This is a genomic window from Geotoga petraea (genome assembly GCF_900102615.1).
Taxonomy (GTDB): domain Bacteria; phylum Thermotogota; class Thermotogae; order Petrotogales; family Petrotogaceae; genus Geotoga; species Geotoga petraea.
The window spans coordinates 1-19,208 of the sequence record NZ_FMYV01000014.1 but is presented as its reverse complement, the minus strand read 5'-3'; the positions used below and the strand labels follow the sequence as shown (position 1 = coordinate 19,208).

The following is a 19,208-nucleotide window of genomic DNA, read 5'->3' as shown; positions in this document are numbered from 1 at the left end:
AAGCGGGAAGCGGACCTCGAGATAAGATTTCCCGCTCGAAAGAGTTAAGGGCAGTTCGAGAACAGGACATTGATAGGTCGCAAGTGTAAGTGCAGTGATGTATTGAGCTGAGCGATACTAATAGCCCGAGGCTTTGGACAATTATGCACTAGTGAGTTAGTTATTAGGGGTGAGGATAATGAGATGGGACACACCCAGATCCATTCCGAACCTGGCCGTTAAGCCAACTCATGCCGATGGTAGTACACTTATTGTGTGCAAGAGTAGGTTTCGCCCCTTCAATACTTCAAGAGTCAACCCACAAGGTTGACTCTTTTTCTTTATATACCATCATTTGTTGATAGTTGTTAAGATTTTTCTTTCAGAAAAATCGTTGTTAGTAAACTGGGCCCCTCTTAATGAGGGGTGCTGCTTTTTGCGGTTTGTGAAACAATTTCCAATAAATCTTTTCTTGACTATCAATGTAACGTTTGGTATAATTTGGTTAAGGTATAGTTAAAAAATATACGAATTGGGGGGGTTATGTATGGCTGAATTAAAAACAAAAGAAGATTTAGAAAAAAGAAAAAGAGTTCTTGAAATTGAAAAGAATGCTATTGCAAAATATATGGGGCCTTATGAACACGATGAATTTTTAGAGGCAGAATGGAAAGAAATCAACCAAGAATTAAATGATATTGAAGAGAAACTAAAAAATATGTAAAAAGAATAGACAAGGTAGCGTTTATACGCTACCTTTTTTTAATGCTATAATATCAACCACTTTATAATTTAATCTATTTCATGTATAATTTAGTTAAAAATAACCTGAAGAGGTGAAAATATGTACGTTAAAAACTGGTTTAATAAAAATTTTGAATATATATATTTGAACAAACATGTTAAAGATGTATTAGAATTGATACATGAAAACAAAGAGTGTGTTGTCATACTCAGGCATGATAATACTTTGTATAACATTATTAGATATGAAGACATTGAATTTTTAAACAATTTTGAAGGTAACAAAGAAATTTATGAAATTTTAGATCCTGTAGATATTTTTTTATATAATGATGATTTGATTGAAGACGCGATGTTAATGATGCTTGAAAACAGAGTAAAGATATTTCCTGTTGTAGATCATGAAATGTATCCAGTAGGTATATTTGGGTTTTATGAAATAGTTAAAGCGTTTAGAGGTTTATCTTCTATGGAAGAAGATGGAACAAAGATAATGCTTGTAAGAGATGACGTACCTGGTGAGTTGAAAAAATTGTTAGATATTATTTCCAAAGAAAATATTAATATATTGTCTTTAATGACTCATAAAATAAAAAAAGATAAGAGAATAATCACTTTAAAAATAAACATAAAAGACGTTAGCTTTGTTTCAGACCTTTTTGATAAAAACGGTATAGATTATGAAGCAATTTTTGAAGAAGAAGCCTCAATATGGGATTTTTAAAGGAGGAGTAATATTGAAATTAGATGTAATTTTACCTGGAAGTACTATTTGGATTCCAGAGAGGGTTCAAGGAAGTTATTCTACAGTTGCGATGCTATATGATGAAAGTCATAAAATATTGATAGATCCAAGTCATGAAGGTTCAATGAGATTTTTAGAAGAACAGTTCAACGAAAGAAATTTAAAGCCTGAAGAAATAACTGAAGTTTTGTTAACACATTTTCATTTGGACCATGCAGCAAATTCTAAGTTTTTTAAGAATGCTTCTGTGTATGTTCATGAAAAATACAGAAATAAACCTTATTCTAATTTCGGTATTTTTTCTGGACAAGCTTACCAAGAGATGTATGATCAGGTTAGTAAAAGAGACATATTGATTAAAGATGGAGACAGACTTTTTGATTGTATAGATGTTATATACACTCCTTACCATTCTTCTGAACATTGTTCTTTTTTTGTTGAAACAGATAATATGGGGAAAGTATTTTTCCCTGGAGATATTTGCATGACAAGAATAGAGTTGTATGACGTATTGAGAGGGCTAAGAACTGATAAAGTAGCTGAGATTGTAAAAGAATATTACGATAAATCAGATTATATTATTTTTACGCATGACAGCCCTTACAGAATAGATAAATAAATTTATTGGAGGGATTATTATGAAAATTGCTTATGTTTCTTATGAAGTTGCTCCGTTTGCAAAAGTTGGTGGGCTTGCTGATATAGCTGGTGCTCTTCCAAAATATTTGAAAAAAATTGGAGAAGATGTTTTCGTTATCATGCCTTTACATAAAAGGATTAAAAAAAATTATGATACAAAAATTTTTGAAAAAGTTGTAGAAGAATATTATCCAATAACTCATAATTTCAAAGAGCCTTTTAACGTTTTAAAAAGCAATTTACCAAATTCAGATGTTCCCATTTATTTTATAGAGAGTGAGGTTTTTAACACTGAAGAAGTTTATGAGGATAGCAAATTAGCTTTGGGAAGCACTTATTTTTCAGATGCTGTTTTGACGTTTATCAGAGAAGTTAAAAACGATGTAGAGGTTATAAACATAAATGATTGGCAAACATCTTTGATACCTGTTTATATGAGGCATAACTATATCTCTGATCCAACACTTTCAAAAATTTCTACAGTATTGACTATACATAATTTAGGATATCAGGGAATTTTTGGTAAAGATGTACTCGACTTAGCAAATTTACCAGGATATTTATACAACACTGATGCTTTGGAATTTTTTGGAGATATCAATTTTTTAAAAGGTGCTATACTTTATTCAGATATAATAAACACAGTTAGTAAAACATATGCTGAAGAGATACAATCTCCAGAAATGGGAGAAAAATTGGATGGAGTATTAAGAATCAGGTCGGATAATTTGTATGGGATTTTGAACGGAATCGATTATTCAGAAAACGATCCTAAAAATGATGACAGAATTTTCAATCACATTCACAATTATAAAGATAAGGTAAAAAATAAATTGAAGTTGCAGGAATATCTCAATTTGGAAAAGAAAAGAGATAGACCAGTCATTTCTTTAATTAGTAGACTATACGACCAAAAAGGGTTGGATTTGATATTTGATATCATGGATTATGTGATGATGTTGGATGTTAATTTCGTTGTTTTAGGCACAGGTGACAAAAAATATGAGAAATATTTTGAAGAAATTGAAGAAAAATACCCTGGGAGAGCGTCTGCAAACTTAAAATTCGATGTTGATCTCGCACAAAAGATCTATGCAGGATCCGATATATTTTTAATGCCTTCCAAATATGAACCTTGTGGGTTGGGACAGATGTTCTCTATGAGGTATGGAACAGTACCAGTAGTTAGATATACGGGCGGTCTTTCAGATACTGTTGTAGAATTTGATGAAAAAACTGAAAAAGGAAATGGATTCGGTTTTTTTGAATATGAGAGTTGTAAACTTCTAAAAGCTGTTTTAAAAGCTACTTATTATTATAAGATGAAACCAGAAAAATGGGAAATATTGTTTAACAACTGTATGGGGAAAAATTTTTCTATGGAATCAACAGCTAGCCAATATAGAGATCTATACAAAATGGCTTTAACAAAAAAACGAGGTGCTCAATATTGAACGAGCTAAGAAAAGATCCGATAACTAAAAGGTGGGTTATTTTAGCTTTAGATAGAGGTAAAAGACCAAATGATTATAGCTATAAAGAAGAAGAGAAAGAGACTTATTGCCCATTTGATTACGGAAATGAAGAATCAACCCCACAAGAAGTTTTGGCTTTCAGAAATGAAGGAACAAAGCCAGATTCTTCTGGTTGGTGGGTTAGAGTTGTACCAAATAAATTTCCTGCACTAAATGGGAAAGAATTAAATAAAGAACCTCATGGAATGTATGATAAAATGACTGGGTATGGCTACCACGAGGTTATTGTTGAAACTCCAGAACACAACACAAATTTTTCAGAAATGTCTAAAAAACAGTTAAAAGAAGTTATTTGGGCATATGTAAAAAGATTCAACGAAATTAAAAAGGATAAAAATATAAAATATATACAGATATTTAAGAATAAAGGGAAAAGGGCTGGAGCTTCTTTAAAGCATCCACATTCCCAGCTTATAGCCACTCCAATCATCCCAATGACAATTTTGGATGAGCTTGAAGGAGCCAAAGATTATTATAATTTTAGAGATAGATGCGTATTTTGTGATATTATAAGACAAGAAATTGACGAAGAAGAAAGAGTTGTTTTTCAAACGGAGAATTTTTTGACTTATGTTCCATATGCTTCGAGGTTCCCTTATGAGTCTTCAATAATTCCAAAGTTCCACAGCGATAATTTTGGAGAACTTGAAAAAGACGATGAACTAATAACTGAACTGGCTGGAGTTTTTTACAACCTTTTCAGAAGGTTTAAAAGGGTTTTAAAAGATCCCCCGTTTAACGTTGTTTTGCACACAGCACCGTTTGCCGAAGACACCAATGAGTTTTATCACTGGCATTTTGAAATTATACCGAGGTTAACTAATATTGCTGGATTTGAATGGGGGACAGGGTTTTATATTAACACTGTTTCACCCGAAAAAGCAGCTAAAGACTTAAGAAAAGAGGAGGAAGAAATATGAAAAAAATTATAGTTTTAATAGGGCTGTTAAGTGTTTTTGTTTTATCATTTTCTTTTGGGCTTACAGTAGTCCCAATATTCACAACGATAGAAACAGAAGAAGAAGAAAATCTTTTTTATTCTGTCACTCCAATTTTTGAATTCGATACAGTCAAAATAGGTGTTGGTTTTGAGGCTTATCAGAGTGAAATAGGTGGAACTTTTTATTATGGTAAGCCAAGATATGAAAATACAGAAGATAGCACTAATTTGATAAATGCATTCAACATAAATCTTGTTGAATTTGATTTCAATAACTTTGGGTTTAGATATGGTTACATGCCAAGATATTCCTTTGGTATGGGAACTGTCATGTACAGATATACCAAACCTATGACAAAGGCTGTTGATATAAGATTGGGAAGTTATGATACAGCTTACATTTCTGGGCATATACCTTTTGAAATATACAAATTGAGTCCGTTTGAAATAGGGAACCAATCTAAATTTTCTTTTTTGGAAGGTGCGCTCAACATAAGCGGAATTGATCTCAGTGTAATGGTTGGAACCAACCAGCTTTACTCCGAATGGAAAAATGATTTGGTCGCCAACATTGGGATATACAAAGATTTAGGTGGCTTGTTTGCAGGAGTAGAAAGTGGTTATATTTTCACATCTCCAGCTGCAACTTCTGTAGATTTTGATGCAGAATCAGGATTTTTAATGGGAGCAGGTGGAGGATTCAACAGTGAATATTTTTCTTTCAGAGCTTTACCTGTGATATATATTTCTCCACACGCAGTTCTTTCGTATGTAGATGAAGACTATGAATACATTGGGCAAACAACTAATGTAAGCAAACATGAACAATTGTTAAGTAAAACAGAATCAAGTCTTGGAGGGTTGTATGATTTGGTTTTCGAATATACAGATTTAATAGCACTTAATGCAAGATATTCATATGACATGACTTTTGATTTTAGTTCTATTTCAAACCAAGAACTATTTGGTGATTTAAGAATAAACTCTCCTTTTTCAGAGTATCCTTTTGAGTTGTACGGATATTATAGAAGAAATTTAGATTCTTTAGATTTTGTTGAAGTTTTTGAAGACTTGTTTGATGAAGAAACAGAATTTGAATATGAATTTTCCTATTTCTTCATGCCAGGTATGAAGATTTCATACATAGAGTATTACGATCAAGATGACGATATTTTTAAAAATAAGATTCATTTAGGTGGATCGTTTAACTTTTAAAAAATAGATGGCAAATGCCATCTATTTTTTTGATAAATATTCTATAATAACCTTTTTTGCATCCAATTTTTCTTCTTTTATCTCTTTGTCCACATCTTTCATGCTTTTCAAAACTTCGTAATACTTTTCAGCAGTTTTATCCCATGTGTACTTGTCGTAGACTAATTTTTTAACGTTCAATTTCAAAATTTCAATATTATCCAAAGCGTTTAAACAGCCTTTTGCAATATCTCTTTCGTTTTCTGGATCCACTAAAACTCCAGTTTCCTCGTTGAAAATTTCAGCGGGCCCACCATTTTTCGTTGCTACAATTGCAAGACCGCATGCAGCAGCTTCTATAGGAGCAAGGCCAAAAGGTTCATAAAATGCCGTCAAAGAAAAAACAGAGTTCAAACCACTGAAATATCTGTAAGCATCTGCCAACTCTTTTTGAGATCTGAAATCAAAGAAAAATATTTTATCTTCAAGATTCTTTTCTTTAATGATTTTTATGATTGGTTTTAATATTTCTCTTTCTTTTTCAGGTATTTTTTCCAGGTTATAGGGATCTTTTATATTTCTCAAGAAAAATCCTAAATTAGCCCTCTTCTGTAGCTCTTCATTTCCGGCATAGGCTTTTATCATGGCTATATGGTTTTTCTTTGCATCCAGTCTGCTGGATAATATAATAAAAGGTTTAGTATTATCGCCCACTATATCATCTATGTACCTTTTTGTACTGTCTTTTATTTTATCTTTATCGTTAAAAATATCTATGTTCACACCTGGTGGAATAATCTCAAATTTATCTAATTTGTTGGCATCTATAGCCCTGGAATATAAACTGTGTGAATATTGTTCTTTTCTCTCCTGATCGGTTGATGTGATAATTTTTGTGCTATATTTCATGGAAATCCTCTCAGCAGCAATTCTCTTGCTGAAATGATATGTTTTGTCATACTTGAGAAAATTATCCGTGTCAATCTTCATCTTATCCATCTTTTGTGCACCAAGAGAATGCCCTGTGAACGTGAAAGGGATTCCAGTTTTCTTTTTTAGGAGATAACCAGAATAACCTCCGTCTGCATAATGAGTTGTAAAATAGTCTGGTAACCCTTCTTTATCATAAAATTTGATTATGTTGTCAGTGAATTCATCAATGTGATACCACAAGTTCTCTTTGTTTATAAATTTGTCTCCACCAAAAGGTATTCTTACAATCCTTACGTTTTCAAACCCTTCATAATATGCCAATTTATCTTCAAATTCCGGCCATTCTTTGTCTTTGATTTGCCTCGTTATAATATCCACTTGAACGCCCAATTTGGAGAGAGATTTTGCCAGTTCCTTTACATATATTAACTGACCACCAAAATCGGGATGTTCAGTCAGATAAGAGTCTTCGTTGTCAAAATTACCCTGGGGATTTAAAAATCCTACTTTCATAATCACCCTCCTTTTTGAATATATTTGTCTATCAAATCGTGATAATTTTTAAGCCTTAAAACAGCTCCAACTTTTTTCAAATTTTCAGCAGAAAAGGCATTTCCAAGTTTTGCAGCGTTGAATATATCAAAATTTTCTATGAAACCTATATAAGTACCAGACCAAAAAGCGTCTCCAGCTCCGGTTGTATCAACTACCTCTTTTGCAAAGCTCGGTTGAGACCTTTTTTCTTCTCCGCTTGATACTATTGAACCATCTTTTCCAAGCGTCAAAATGACGTTTTTAGCCCCCAACTCATGGAATATTTCTATGTATTTGTCTATAGACCTTTCTCCGAAAATATATTTCGCGTCATCATCAGAAGGTTTTACCAAATCACAGTAAGGCAAAATTATCTTCATGGCGTTTTGAATGTCTATAGATGAATGCCAAAGAATTTTACGGTAATTTGGGTCGAAACCAACATAAGTATCATTTTCTTTTGCAACTTTTAAAAGTTTAAGAAGTATTTCAAGATTATTATCAGATGATAAAGACCATGTTGAGAAATGAAATATTTTTGCATTTTTAACAGCTTCAATTGCTTCATCATTCACTTCAAGATTCAAAGATGATGATCTGTAAGGATAAAATTCTGGTGAAAACTGTGATTTAAGAACAAAAACGATATCAGTATTATAATCATCGTCTATTTTAATAAAATCAGTGTTTACCTTTGATTTTTTCATTCTACTTAATATGTAATCTCCAAAAGGATCGTTACCTATTTTTGAAATGACAGAAGTTGAAAAACCTTGAGAAGATATATTCATTGCTATATTTGCAGGAGAACCCCCAAAGTGTTTTTCAAAAACATTTGAATTTTTTAATCCGTTCACATAATCTGTAGAAATCATATCTATAAGAATTTCTCCAAAAGAAATGAAGTCAAACATATTTATCTCCTCACTTATAAGAAAAATTATTTCTTTCAATTTCAATTATATCAAAAAAAATTTTATTAGATAAACTGCAAAATCGTTAAATAATAGAGAATAATAAACAATAATCGGCATTATTTGTAATTCATCAAACTAAGTAACGTTTTTAATACTCTGTAACAATATTTATAATAGTACTGTTGAATGAAAATAAATCAACACAATACTCAGGGAGGTGTTTCAACTATGAAAAAAGCCTTAGTGCTTTTATTAGCAGTTGTTTTTGTGGTAAGTGCATTCTCAATTGAAGTTTCAATTGCAGCTGGTGCAGTTGGTAAAGAATTAGAATTGCTTTATCAACAAGTAGAACAATTTCACAAGGAAAATCCAGACATAACAGTAAAAGTATTACCAATGCCAAACAGTTCAACATCAAGGCATGACCTTTATGTTACATATTTGGCATCGGGAACACCTGATCCAACAATTTTAATGGTCGATGTTATTTGGCCAGCAGAATTTGAACCATTTGTCGCTGATTTAACAGATGACTATGACTATTTTGAATTAGACAAATTTTTACCAGGTACAGTTAAATCAGTTACCTACAACAATAAAATTGTTGCAATACCATGGTTTACAGATGCTGGTTTATTATATTACAGAAAAGACTTATTAGACAAATATGGATATGATGTACCAGAAACATGGGAAGAATTAAATGAAATAGGTAAAGAAATTTCTGAAAAAGAAGGAATCGATGGATTTATCTGGCAAGGAACTTCTTACGAAGGTTTAACATGTAATGTTATGGAATTTATACATTCATATGGTGGTATGATCATAGAAAATGGAGAAGTTGTAATAGGTAATGAAGAATACAAAGAAAGAGCTATTCAAGCATTAGAAATGATGGACAAATTAGTTGAAGAAGGTACTACAAGAAAAGGTGTTACAACATATATGGAAGAAGAAGCAAGAAGATTATTCCAAAATGGAGATGCTGTATTTATGAGAAACTGGCCTTATGCATGGCCTTTAATTCAAGATCCATCATCACCTACAGCTGGAAAGGTTGGAATTGCTCCACTTCCTAAAGGTGACATTGAAGGAGGAAGACATTCAGCAACATTAGGTGGATGGAATTTAGCTATAAATGGAAATGCTTCAAGCGCTCAATTAGAAGCTGCTAAAAAATTTGTTAAATTTTTGACTTCACCAGAACAACAATTAAAAAAAGCTATAGTTGCTGGACAAAATCCAACAAGAGAATCAGTATACCAAACAGAAGAATTAGCTAAAGAAATCCCATTCATGGTAGATCTTTATGATGTATTTATTAATGCAGAACCAAGACCAGTTACACCAATTTATCCAGAAGTATCAAGAATAATTTGGAATGAAACATACAACGTAATCAACCAACAAAAAGATGCTGAACAAGCTGTCAACGATTTAGAAAAACAATTAAAAGAATTAATGTAATTTAATACAAACAGGCGGTAAGCGGAATTATTCCGTCTTACCGTCTTTTTTAAATATTCTCGGAGGTGGCTTATGAAAGTAAAAAAATATAATAAAAAAGATATGCGTCTTGCTTTCTGGTTGATAATACCTACTATATTCGCAATTTCTATAACTGCCTTTATACCTTTAATCCAAACTATATACGATAGTTTTTTTAGTTGGTCATTAAGGCCAGGTTTTGAAAGAGAATTTTTAGGGTTGGGGAATTATATAAGGCTCTTTCAAGATGCCCGATTTTTAAGTTCATTGTGGAATACCATTTATTTTACTGTTTTATCAGTATTATTAGAATTTTTAATTGGTTTGGGTGTTGCATTGCTGATGAATGCAAAATTCAAAGGAAGAGGTTTTATGAGAGCTGCTATGCTTATCCCATGGGCAGTTCCTACTGTTATATCATCTCAAATGTGGAGATGGATGTACAACGATAATTACGGAGTTATAAGTAATCTATTATACAGTTTGGGAATATTAGAAGAAGGTACACCTATCCTTGCAGATCCATCACTTGCAATGAACGCGATTGTTTCTGTAGACGTTTGGAAAACAACGCCATTTGTTGCTTTGTTGTTGTTAGCAGGGTTACAAACAATTCCAAGTCAACTTTACGAAGCTGCCAGGATTGATGGAGCAAGTAAATGGAGACAGTTTACAAGTATAACACTCCCAATATTGCAACCAACAATTGCCGTTACACTAATTTTTAGAACTCTTGATGCACTGAGAGTTTTTGACATAGTATATATCATGACTCCAGGTAGTCAAGACACAGAAACGTTATCCGTTTACAACAGAAGTTTGCTTATGGATAATATATTCTCACCCAGAGGGTTATTTGGATATGGATCAGCCCTTTCAGTAATAATATTTTTATTAATTGGTGTATTTACTCTTATTTATATTAAATCAATGAATCTTAAATTAGATTAGGGGGTGATTCGATGAAATTAGGGATGAGATCAAAGAAAAATATAGAAAAAACATTTTTATATATTTTTGTAGTAGTAATTTTCATATACTTTGTTTTTCCTTTTTGGTGGGCTATAAGAAGTTCTTTTACATCCAACACATTCTTGTTTACAAAGGATTTCAGCCTTTTACCTCCTGAGTGGACATTTGACCACTACATCGGAGTTTTTAGAGAACACAACTTTTTAAGAAATATCTTGAACTCAATTATAGTTGCAGGTTCAACAACATTGTTTTCATTAGTGCTCGGATCATTTGCTGGTTATGCTGTTGCAAGGTTGAAAATTCCTGGAAAAGTTTTGATTATGGGAAGTATTCTGGCTGTTAGTATGTTCCCTCAAGTTTCTATACTTGGTGGTTTGTATCAACTTTTGAGAAGTATGGGACTTATAGACACATACCCAGGACTTATCATTCCTTATACAGCTATTACTTTGCCACTGACGACCTGGATTTTGCAGAACTTCTTCAGAGATCTGCCAAAGTCTGTTGAAGAATCCGCTTATATAGATGGATGTAACAAATTCCAAACTTTGTATAAAATAGTTATTCCTCTATCCATTCCAGCAATAGTTACAACAGGTCTTTTGACTTTTATACAAGCTTGGAACGAATTCATGTTTGCTTTGACATTTGTCATAAACCCAGAAATGTTCACAGTTCCAGTAGCTATATCAATGTTCACTGGAGCATCACAATATGAACAACCTTGGGGACAGCTTATGGCGGCATCTGTTATAATCACAGTTCCTTTAGTTTTGCTGGTTCTTATATTCCAGAATAAGATTGTAGAAGGTTTGACTTCTGGAGCTATAAAAGGATAACAATATTAATAATAATTTCGACCCGGGCATTTTAATGCTCGGGTTTTTGATGTATAATGGTTATAGTAAAATTCAAGGGAGTGAATAATTTGAAAAGATTATTTGGAACTGATGGAATAAGGGGAATAGTGAACGAAGAGTTAACAGTAGATCTTGCGATGAAAGTTGGGAACGCAGTTGCAAGACTTTATTCTGGAAAATATAAAACTTTGATGATAGCAAAAGACACGAGAAATTCAGGTGATATGTTTGAAAAAGCCATATCTACAGGTGCTATATCTGCAGGTATGAAAGTGGAAACACTCGGAGTTGTCCCAACACCAACTTTGTCATATTTAACAAACAAAAAAAAGGCCATAGGAATTATGATTTCTGCTTCTCATAACCCATCTATTTACAATGGGCTGAAAGTTATTGCTGAAGGGTATAAGATACCAGATGAAGAAGAAGTTGATTTGGAAAAATTGATTTTGTCTGAAAACATGGAATATTCTCCCTATGGAGAAATTGGTACTGTGAAAAATTCTAAATCAAAAAATGAATATATAGACTACCTTTTAGGCTGTTACGGAGAAATTAGAAGTGAGTTGAAAAGTGCAATAGACGTGGGGCATGGTGCTGCTGGAAGTATTTTGAAAGATATCTTTGGTAGAATGTCGCTAAAGTATGATATTTTTAACAACAAACCTAATGGGTTCAACATAAACGAAGAATGTGGATCTACTGAACCAGGATTTTTATCCAAAAAGGTAAAAACGGATGGATACGACCTTGGTATTTTGTTTGATGGAGATGCAGATAGATGCCTTTTTTTAGATAAAAAAGGTAATCTTGTAGATGGTGACAAACTTATGGCTATAAACTCTTTAAAAATGAAAAAGCAGGGAAGGCTTTCGAAAGATAGCATTGTTTCAACAGTCATGAGCAATCTTGGATTCGAAGAGTTTTTGAAATCAAACGATATCCTCCTCAAGAGAACTTCTGTGGGGGATAAATACGTTTTAAGAAAAATGCTTGAGGATGAAATAAACATTGGTGGAGAACAATCAGGGCATATAATATTCTTGGATAGATCTACCACAGGAGATGGACTAATCACTGCATTGGAAACATTGGAGACTTTAACTTACTTTGGTAAAAGTTTAGATGAGCTTGTATCGGAAATACCGTCATTTCCTCAATTACTAAAAAACGTTTCTGTTAAGGATAAAAAGGCTGTTATGCTTGATGAAAGGATAGAAAAGATGAAATGCAAATATTCAGAAAGAGATGATCTTAGAATAGTCGTTAGGGCTTCTGGAACTGAACATAAAATAAGGGTAATGATTGAAGGAAAAGATTACAATGAAGTTGAAAAAGTTACCGACAAATTCGTTGAATTAATAGAAAGCATAGACAAAGAATGTTAATCAGTTGAAAGATCAATGTTGAAAGTTGGAAAATACAAAATTTATAATAAAAAACCCCGCTTTTAAGCGGGGTTTATTCTAATATCATTTATAGAAAAATTTTACTACATATCTAATATTTTGTCTGTGAATTATCAAAGCAACATAAGAATTTTTCTCAATTGAGCTTGCTATTTCTTCCCAATCTTCAACATTACTAATATTATGGTAGTTACCGTTGATTGCTATCTGAGATATAACATCTCCAGCTTTCACACCGTAAATATAGTTTTGATTTGTAACTTCTTCAATAACTATACCTTTGATGTCTTTGGATAAATCTAATTTGTTATAATCGCTATTTTGTAAATTTCTAACTTTTAGTCCAAAATAACTTTCAGAAGTTTCTTTTGCAACATCTTCTGCTTTGGCTAAAACTACGTTAAGTTCTAATTTTTCTCCATTTCTATTAACTGTTATAGTTACTTCTTCTCCCGCTTTGTAAGTTCGCAAAACAGATGCCAATTCTGCTCCATCTTCGATATCATTGTTTCCAACTTTTGTTATAACATCTCCAGCTTTTATACCCGCTTTGTCAGCAGCTGAACCATCTACAACGTCGTTAATATAAGCGCCTTTGCTAACTTTTAATCCAAGAGCTTTTTGAAGAGATTCATTGACATCACCGTAATAAACTCCTAAATAAGCTCTTTGGAAAGATCCGTCTTCGATTAAGGAATAAGCAAATCTTTTAGCCAAGTTTATTGGTATTGCAAAACCAAGGTTAACACCTTGTGTAGGGTTAACAATAACGGTGTTGATACCTATAACCCTTCCGTGAATATCCAAAAGTGGTCCTCCTGAATTACCAGGGTTAATGGCTGCATCTGTTTGAATTAAATCAACATAATATCCTGAGCCATCAGGTTTTTGGATTTTTCTGTTAAATGCACTAACAACACCGGTTGTGATAGTATGGCTGAATCCAAGCGGATTACCTATTGCTATAGCCCATTGTCCTATTTTTAAATTGTCCGAATCGCCAAGTTCAACAGTTGGTAATTTTCTATCTGTTTCTATCTTTAAGATAGCCAAATCAAGGTCGCTATCTCCACCAATATATTTTGCCTCAAAAGAATTATCATTTGTCATAGTTACATTTATATTTGATGCGTTCTCAACAACATGATAATTTGTAATTATGTATCCTTCTTCATCAAAAATGAATCCAGTACCAAGACTTTGAAATTCTCTATTTTGTTGAGGAATTTCACCAAAGAACCTTCTAAAAAAATCTTCAAAATATGGATCTATTCCCATTGATTGTTTGCCTTTCGCTTCAATACTAACAACAGCAGGCCCAGCTTCTTCTGCCACTTTTATAAAAGGACTTTCAACATCTGCGTTTACAGCTGCAAAAACGTTCAAACTCAAAACAAAAACTGTTATAACAACTAATAATTTTTTCATTTTTACACCTCCTATATCTAATGTTTTCTGGTAATATTATCAATCTACGTACTTAAAAAAATCTTAAATGTTAACGTTCAAACTTAAAAAATTTTTAAAAAATGTCAATTAACTCTTTTATATCTTTAATTATGATGTCTGCTGAATTGATCTCATGTTGTCCATAGCCATAATCACAACCTATAGATTTAATTCCATTGTCTTTCGCAGCCTTTATATCGTGTTTTCTGTCTCCCACCATCACGTACTCTTCTTTTTTGTTCAGGTCGATAACCTTCTTCATCACTTCTTCTTTGTCTTTCCAGTCAAACATCTCGGAACAGTATGGTTCATCTATATAAATTTCAATACCTTTTTTTAAAATACTGTTGAGGTAAGTTGTGTTGCAGTTAGACAAAACCATCATCTTATATCCTTTTCTACTCAGATAATCAAGAACTTCAATAACACCATCAAAAAAAATGTTGTCGTTGTTTTCTATAATGATTTCTTCGTAATGATCTAAAAGTCTAACTGATTCTTCGATAAGTTTTTTATCATTGCTATCGTATAAATTAGTAAAGATCTGATCTATGGGATAACCTATGTATTTCATTATTTCTTTTTTGTCTGGTAAATACTCTATCATATTTTTCTCTTTCAAATCCTTTATAACATTTTCGAAAGCAGGTATAGTAACGTTAATTGTGTTGACAAGGGTTCCATCTAAATCAAATATAATAGTCTTTATTTTATCCATACTCATCCTCCGTTTATTATTCTATCTTTGATTATATTTGCCAAATTTTCTTTTTCTTCGTTTTCTAAATCTTGTTCCCAAATAATATTTTTTTCTTTTGAACTCAGTAAATATATTCTATCCGAAATTTCTGAAATCTCATAGGGATCGTGAGAAACTATAAGACTGGTTATATTGTCGTTAGAAAAAATCTTTTTCAAATCTTCTATCAAATTGTACTTGGTTTTCAAATCCAAAGAAGAAAAAGGCTCGTCTAACAAAAGTAATTTTGGGTTGTACGCGAGAGCCCTTGCAATGTTAACCCTCTTTTTCATCCCCCCAGATAATTTTTCTGGATATATAAATTGTTTTTCCTCTATACCCATCATGGATAGATATTTTTCAATATCTCTGTCTTCTAAGTTTGGATTTACTATTTTTATATTATCGTTTACGTTCAACCAAGGAATGAGTCTGTCATCTTGATACACAAAAGAGACCTTTTCAGGAACGTTTTTAATATTTCCAGTAAAACCTTTTCTAATTTTGGATAATAAATACAGGATAGTCGTCTTTCCACTTCCAGATTCACCTATAAGAGCTGTAGTCTTGTTTTTTTCAATTTTCATATTCAAATTTTGAATAACATTTGTATCATTATACGAAAAAGTTACATTATCCAACTCAATATCTTTTAAATTATCCGTCTTTTCATTGTGTGTAACTTCTATATTCTTTTTTATCTTTATCTTTGGGTTTAAATTTATTTTCAAAAGAGATTTTTCAAAGATAATCCCCACTGCGATTAAAAAGATGGTGTATGCAAAAACTTCTTCCGTGTTAAGAGTAGCTTTAGAAAGAGACAGTGAATAACCTATTCCATAAGCACCTGCCAGAAATTCTCCCACTACAACAGCTCTCCACAAAGTCCCAGAAATTATTTTTAAAGTTGATACGACAAAAGGGATTATAGATGGAAAGTAAATGTACTTTCTGATCAAACTTTGAGGTATTTTATACAACTTTGCCATTTCTATAAGGTTTTTGTCTGTTGATCTTATCCCGTTTGAAATGTTAAAAACTATGGTTGGGAATATAACCACAAAAGCTACAAAAACAGGGGTATAAAAGCCAATACCAAACCAAAGCATCGAAATAGCTATATAAGAAACTATGGGGGCACCTTGAAAAAACATGACAGCAGGTCTAATAAAATCGTCGAATTTCTTGTTGAGCCCTGCAAAAAAGCCAAGAGGAACTCCAACTCCCAAACTTATTACAAGTCCCGTTAAACTCTTTAAAAATGTATTTAAAAACTGAGTCCAAAAAGTCATATCACCGATTAAGTTAAAAAGGGTTTCAACGGTTATAATAGGCCCGGGCAAAGTAAGATTTGTATAAAAAAGAGAAATAATTTGCCAAACAACTAAAAAAGTTGTTATCCCCAATAAATACATAATTCTCCTCCAATATTAACAAACCCCGGAATTAACCGGGGTTTTTTCAATAAATTGTTATCTATCTTTTGAATTATCAAATTCAATTTGTCTTTCGAATTGAATGTTTTTATAAAATTCTAATTCATCTCCTGCGTTGAAATCATCAAAGTTTTCAAATTTTATACCGCCTTCTTGAGGTGCTTCGATTCTTTTTACTTCATCTTTGTAATGTTTCAAGCTTTCGATTTTAACGTCTTGGAGTAAAGAACCGTTTCTGTAAATTCTTACTCCTCCATCTCTTTCAACGTATCCATCTTCAACAATGACACCAGCAACATTTCCAACTTTCTTGATTTTAAAGACTTCTTTTATTTTACCAGAACCTGTATTTTCTTCTTTTTCTTCAAGTTCAAGCATACCCTGAAGTGCTTTCTTAAGTTCATCAATCAATTGAAAGATTATATCATATCTTTTGATTTGAATTCCTTCCTTTTCAGCATCTTTTTTAGCCTTGTTATCTACTTTGACTCTAAAGCCCATAACAACAGCATCAGAAGCTGAAGCAAGCATAATATCAGATGTTGTAACTGTACCAATACCTGCATGAACAATATCAATATCAATATCAGGGTTTTGAAGTTTGTTAATTGAATTCTTCAAAGCTTCAATTTCTCCAAAAGTTCCCGCTTTTAAAATAATATTCAAAACTTTCTTCTGGTTTCCTTCCATCATTTTCATGAAATCTTCTAATTTAACATGCTTTTTATTTATGTTTTGATTTGCTAAGTCTTCCTTTTCTTTTTTCTTCCCAGAAATCTCTCTGGCTTGATTAAGAGAATTTGTAACGTATAAAATACTGTGGGTATCTGCAACTTCGTTAAACCCTAAAACTTGTACAGGTGTTGATGGTAAAGCTTTTTTAATAGTTCTACCTTGGTCATCAATCATCCTTCTCACTTTTCCATAAGTAGAGCCAGCAATAAAATAATCACCAGTTTTAAGAATACCATCTTTGACAATAACAGTTGCAACAGGCCCCAAAAATTTATCTAATTTAGATTCTATAATAACAGCTCTTGCTTGACCATTTGGTTTACATTTGATCTCTTCCATTTCAGATACAAGAGAAATCATTTCAAGCAATTCGTCAATACCTTCTTTAGAAATTGCAGAAATTGGAACTGTTATAGTATCTCCACCCCAGTCTTCTGGAATAAGATTTAATTTTGCAACCATTTGTTGTTTTGTCAACTCAACATTTGCATTAGGTTTATCTATCTTATTGATGGCAACTATAACAGGAACCTTAGCATCTTTAGCATGGTTATACGCTTCTATTGTTTGTGGCATAACCCCATCATCCGCTGCAATGATTAAAACAACGATGTCAGTTGCTTGAGCCCCTCTTGCCCTCATTTCGGTGAAAGCCTCATGCCCTGGAGTATCAATAAAAGTGATTTTCTTATCATTGTACTCTAATTGGTAAGCACCGATACTCTGAGTTATACCGCCTTCTTCTCCCTCTGCAACTTTAGTATTTCTAATGTTGTCCAACAAAGTAGTCTTACCATGGTCAACATGTCCCATAACAGTTACAACTGGTGGCCTTGTTTTTAAAGAGTCTTTTTGTTCTTCGTAAACTTTATTCCAATAATCTACCAATTCATTATCCAACTCTTCTTCTTTCTTTTCTTCTTCCACAAAGTTAATAACAGTCTCGTATAAAAGCCCAATTTCTTCAGTTTCTGTAGGGCTTAATTCTTGACCTGGTCTTAGCATCTTTCCTTCCATAAAAGCTTTCTTAATGATATCATTTTGATCAACACTGAGTTTCTTAGCAATTTTATCTAAAGTCAATTCAGAAGGTGTTAAATTTATCTCACCTATTGATTGTTTTTCTTCTTCTTTTTCTACAGGCTCTTCTTTTTTATTTTGTTGTTCACTTTTAGGAGCAGCCTTTTTCTTTTTGGATTTTTCTTGTTTTTTTGATTTCTCAGATTTCTTTGCTTTCTCTTCTTTATTTTTAGAAGGAGCAAGAAGATCTTCAATAGCCTCAACTGTGTCTTGTTCTAAAGTACTCATATGACTTTTAACATCAATATCCAATTCATTTTTAAGAATTTCAACTAAATCTTTAGAATTATAATCTAATTTTTTTGCTAATTCATATACTCTGATCTTTGGCATCATTTTCACCTCCGTTTTTTACTAAGTCAATAATTCCTGCAGCAAGGTTCTCATCAGTTACGCCTACTACGCTAATCTCTAATTTACCCATTGCATTAGATAAATCTTCTTTATTATAATCTTTAAGGATATAATATATAATACCGTGGCTCTTGCATCTTTTAACAGTATCTTCTTTAACCGCGTCTCCAGTGTCAGATGCAATAATAATTATCTTGTTTTTCTGATTTCCCCGAATATAAGCTCTAATTCCATCTTTTCCGAAAACAAAAGACCTACTTCGAGAAGCAAAACCCAAAAGATTTAAAATCTTTTTTTCTCTCATCGATTCACTCCCTTATAAAATAGCATTTACCAATTATTATTATATCATTATTTGGTAATCAAACAAAATATTCATGATTAAGATTAAATAAATATATTACTACATACATATAAGTAACGATATAAATGAATTAAAAACAAATGCACGCCTGAAAAGGTGGAAGAGGTTAAGGAACAAGAAAGGAATAGTTAACAACAAAGCAATTGACAAAAATAGGGA

17 protein-coding genes and 2 rRNA genes are annotated in these 19,208 nt (G+C 32.3%); 12 read left to right on the top strand and 7 right to left on the bottom strand.

Features of this window, described 5'->3' with window-relative positions; all coding sequences use genetic code 11:
* The 8 genes from BLS00_RS10430 to BLS00_RS10400 form a co-directional block, all read left to right on the top strand.
* Window positions 1-142, top strand: a 23S ribosomal RNA gene (locus tag BLS00_RS10430); the annotation flags it as partial.
* A 23-nt stretch (window positions 143-165) separates the two neighbouring features.
* Window positions 166-279, top strand: a 5S ribosomal RNA gene (gene rrf / locus BLS00_RS10425).
* Window positions 280-526: 247 nt separating this feature from the next.
* On the top strand, window positions 527-703 hold the full coding sequence (locus BLS00_RS10700; RefSeq protein ID WP_167849059.1) for a hypothetical protein: 177 nt from the start codon (window positions 527-529) through the stop codon (window positions 701-703).
* A 120-nt stretch (window positions 704-823) separates the two neighbouring features.
* Entirely contained in the window at window positions 824-1,447 is a 624-nt protein-coding gene (locus tag BLS00_RS10420) for a CBS domain-containing protein (protein WP_091405819.1), read from the top strand.
* Between the two features lie 13 nt (window positions 1,448-1,460).
* Window positions 1,461-2,087 carry an MBL fold metallo-hydrolase gene (locus BLS00_RS10415; protein WP_091405816.1) on the top strand — a complete coding sequence of 209 codons (627 nt, stop codon included), beginning with the start codon at window positions 1,461-1,463 and terminating at the stop codon, window positions 2,085-2,087.
* Window positions 2,088-2,106: 19 nt separating this feature from the next.
* Entirely contained in the window at window positions 2,107-3,561 is a 1,455-nt protein-coding gene (locus tag BLS00_RS10410) for a glycogen synthase (RefSeq protein WP_091405813.1), read from the top strand.
* A complete protein-coding gene (gene galT, locus BLS00_RS10405) occupies window positions 3,558-4,562 on the top strand; it encodes a galactose-1-phosphate uridylyltransferase (protein WP_091405810.1) in 1,005 nt (334 codons plus the stop codon). The genes BLS00_RS10410 and galT overlap by 4 nt, the downstream gene beginning before the upstream one ends.
* Window positions 4,559-5,797 (top strand): hypothetical protein, encoded by a 1,239-nt coding sequence (locus BLS00_RS10400; RefSeq protein ID WP_091405806.1) that lies wholly within the window; start codon window positions 4,559-4,561, stop codon window positions 5,795-5,797. Before galT ends, BLS00_RS10400 begins: the two co-directional genes overlap by 4 nt.
* A gap of 21 nt (window positions 5,798-5,818) precedes the next feature.
* On the opposite strand, the gene BLS00_RS10395 is transcribed toward BLS00_RS10400, so the two are convergent.
* A complete protein-coding gene (locus BLS00_RS10395) occupies window positions 5,819-7,222 on the bottom strand; it encodes a glycosyltransferase (protein ID WP_218119820.1) in 1,404 nt (467 codons plus the stop codon).
* Window positions 7,223-7,224: 2 nt separating this feature from the next.
* The gene (locus BLS00_RS10390) at window positions 7,225-8,157 is read right to left on the bottom strand and encodes a carbohydrate kinase family protein (protein ID WP_091405804.1); all 933 of its coding nucleotides are present in this window, start codon (window positions 8,155-8,157) and stop codon (window positions 7,225-7,227) included.
* A 231-nt stretch (window positions 8,158-8,388) separates the two neighbouring features.
* On the opposite strand from BLS00_RS10390, the gene BLS00_RS10385 reads away from it, so the two are divergent.
* From BLS00_RS10385 to BLS00_RS10370, 4 genes are all read left to right on the top strand, one after another.
* Window positions 8,389-9,627: an ABC transporter substrate-binding protein gene (locus BLS00_RS10385; protein WP_091405802.1), complete on the top strand. Its 1,239-nt coding sequence runs from the start codon at window positions 8,389-8,391 to the stop codon at window positions 9,625-9,627.
* Window positions 9,628-9,699: 72 nt separating this feature from the next.
* On the top strand, window positions 9,700-10,599 hold the full coding sequence (locus tag BLS00_RS10380; protein WP_091405800.1) for a carbohydrate ABC transporter permease: 900 nt from the start codon (window positions 9,700-9,702) through the stop codon (window positions 10,597-10,599).
* Window positions 10,600-10,610: 11 nt separating this feature from the next.
* A complete protein-coding gene (locus BLS00_RS10375) occupies window positions 10,611-11,462 on the top strand; it encodes a carbohydrate ABC transporter permease (RefSeq protein ID WP_205742463.1) in 852 nt (283 codons plus the stop codon).
* 89 nt (window positions 11,463-11,551) lie between these two features.
* On the top strand, window positions 11,552-12,871 hold the full coding sequence (locus BLS00_RS10370; RefSeq protein WP_091405797.1) for a phosphoglucosamine mutase: 1,320 nt from the start codon (window positions 11,552-11,554) through the stop codon (window positions 12,869-12,871).
* 84 nt (window positions 12,872-12,955) lie between these two features.
* On the opposite strand, the gene BLS00_RS10365 is transcribed toward BLS00_RS10370, so the two are convergent.
* The 5 genes from BLS00_RS10365 to BLS00_RS10345 all read right to left on the bottom strand — a co-directional run bounded on the left by BLS00_RS10365 (window position 12,956) and on the right by BLS00_RS10345 (window position 18,989).
* Window positions 12,956-14,320, bottom strand: coding sequence for a Do family serine endopeptidase (locus BLS00_RS10365; RefSeq protein WP_091405794.1), 1,365 nt, complete (start codon window positions 14,318-14,320; stop codon window positions 12,956-12,958).
* Between the two features lie 94 nt (window positions 14,321-14,414).
* Window positions 14,415-15,059, bottom strand: coding sequence for an HAD family hydrolase (locus BLS00_RS10360; RefSeq protein ID WP_176759914.1), 645 nt, complete (start codon window positions 15,057-15,059; stop codon window positions 14,415-14,417).
* A gap of 2 nt (window positions 15,060-15,061) precedes the next feature.
* Window positions 15,062-16,495 carry an ATP-binding cassette domain-containing protein gene (locus BLS00_RS10355; RefSeq protein WP_091405789.1) on the bottom strand — a complete coding sequence of 478 codons (1,434 nt, stop codon included), beginning with the start codon at window positions 16,493-16,495 and terminating at the stop codon, window positions 15,062-15,064.
* Between the two features lie 57 nt (window positions 16,496-16,552).
* Complete coding sequence (infB, locus tag BLS00_RS10350; protein ID WP_091405785.1) at window positions 16,553-18,664, bottom strand: translation initiation factor IF-2; 2,112 nt, start codon at window positions 18,662-18,664, stop codon at window positions 16,553-16,555.
* Window positions 18,642-18,989: a L7Ae/L30e/S12e/Gadd45 family ribosomal protein gene (locus BLS00_RS10345; protein WP_091405782.1), complete on the bottom strand. Its 348-nt coding sequence runs from the start codon at window positions 18,987-18,989 to the stop codon at window positions 18,642-18,644. The genes infB and BLS00_RS10345 overlap by 23 nt, the downstream gene beginning before the upstream one ends.
* Window positions 18,990-19,208: the final 219 nt, after the last annotated feature.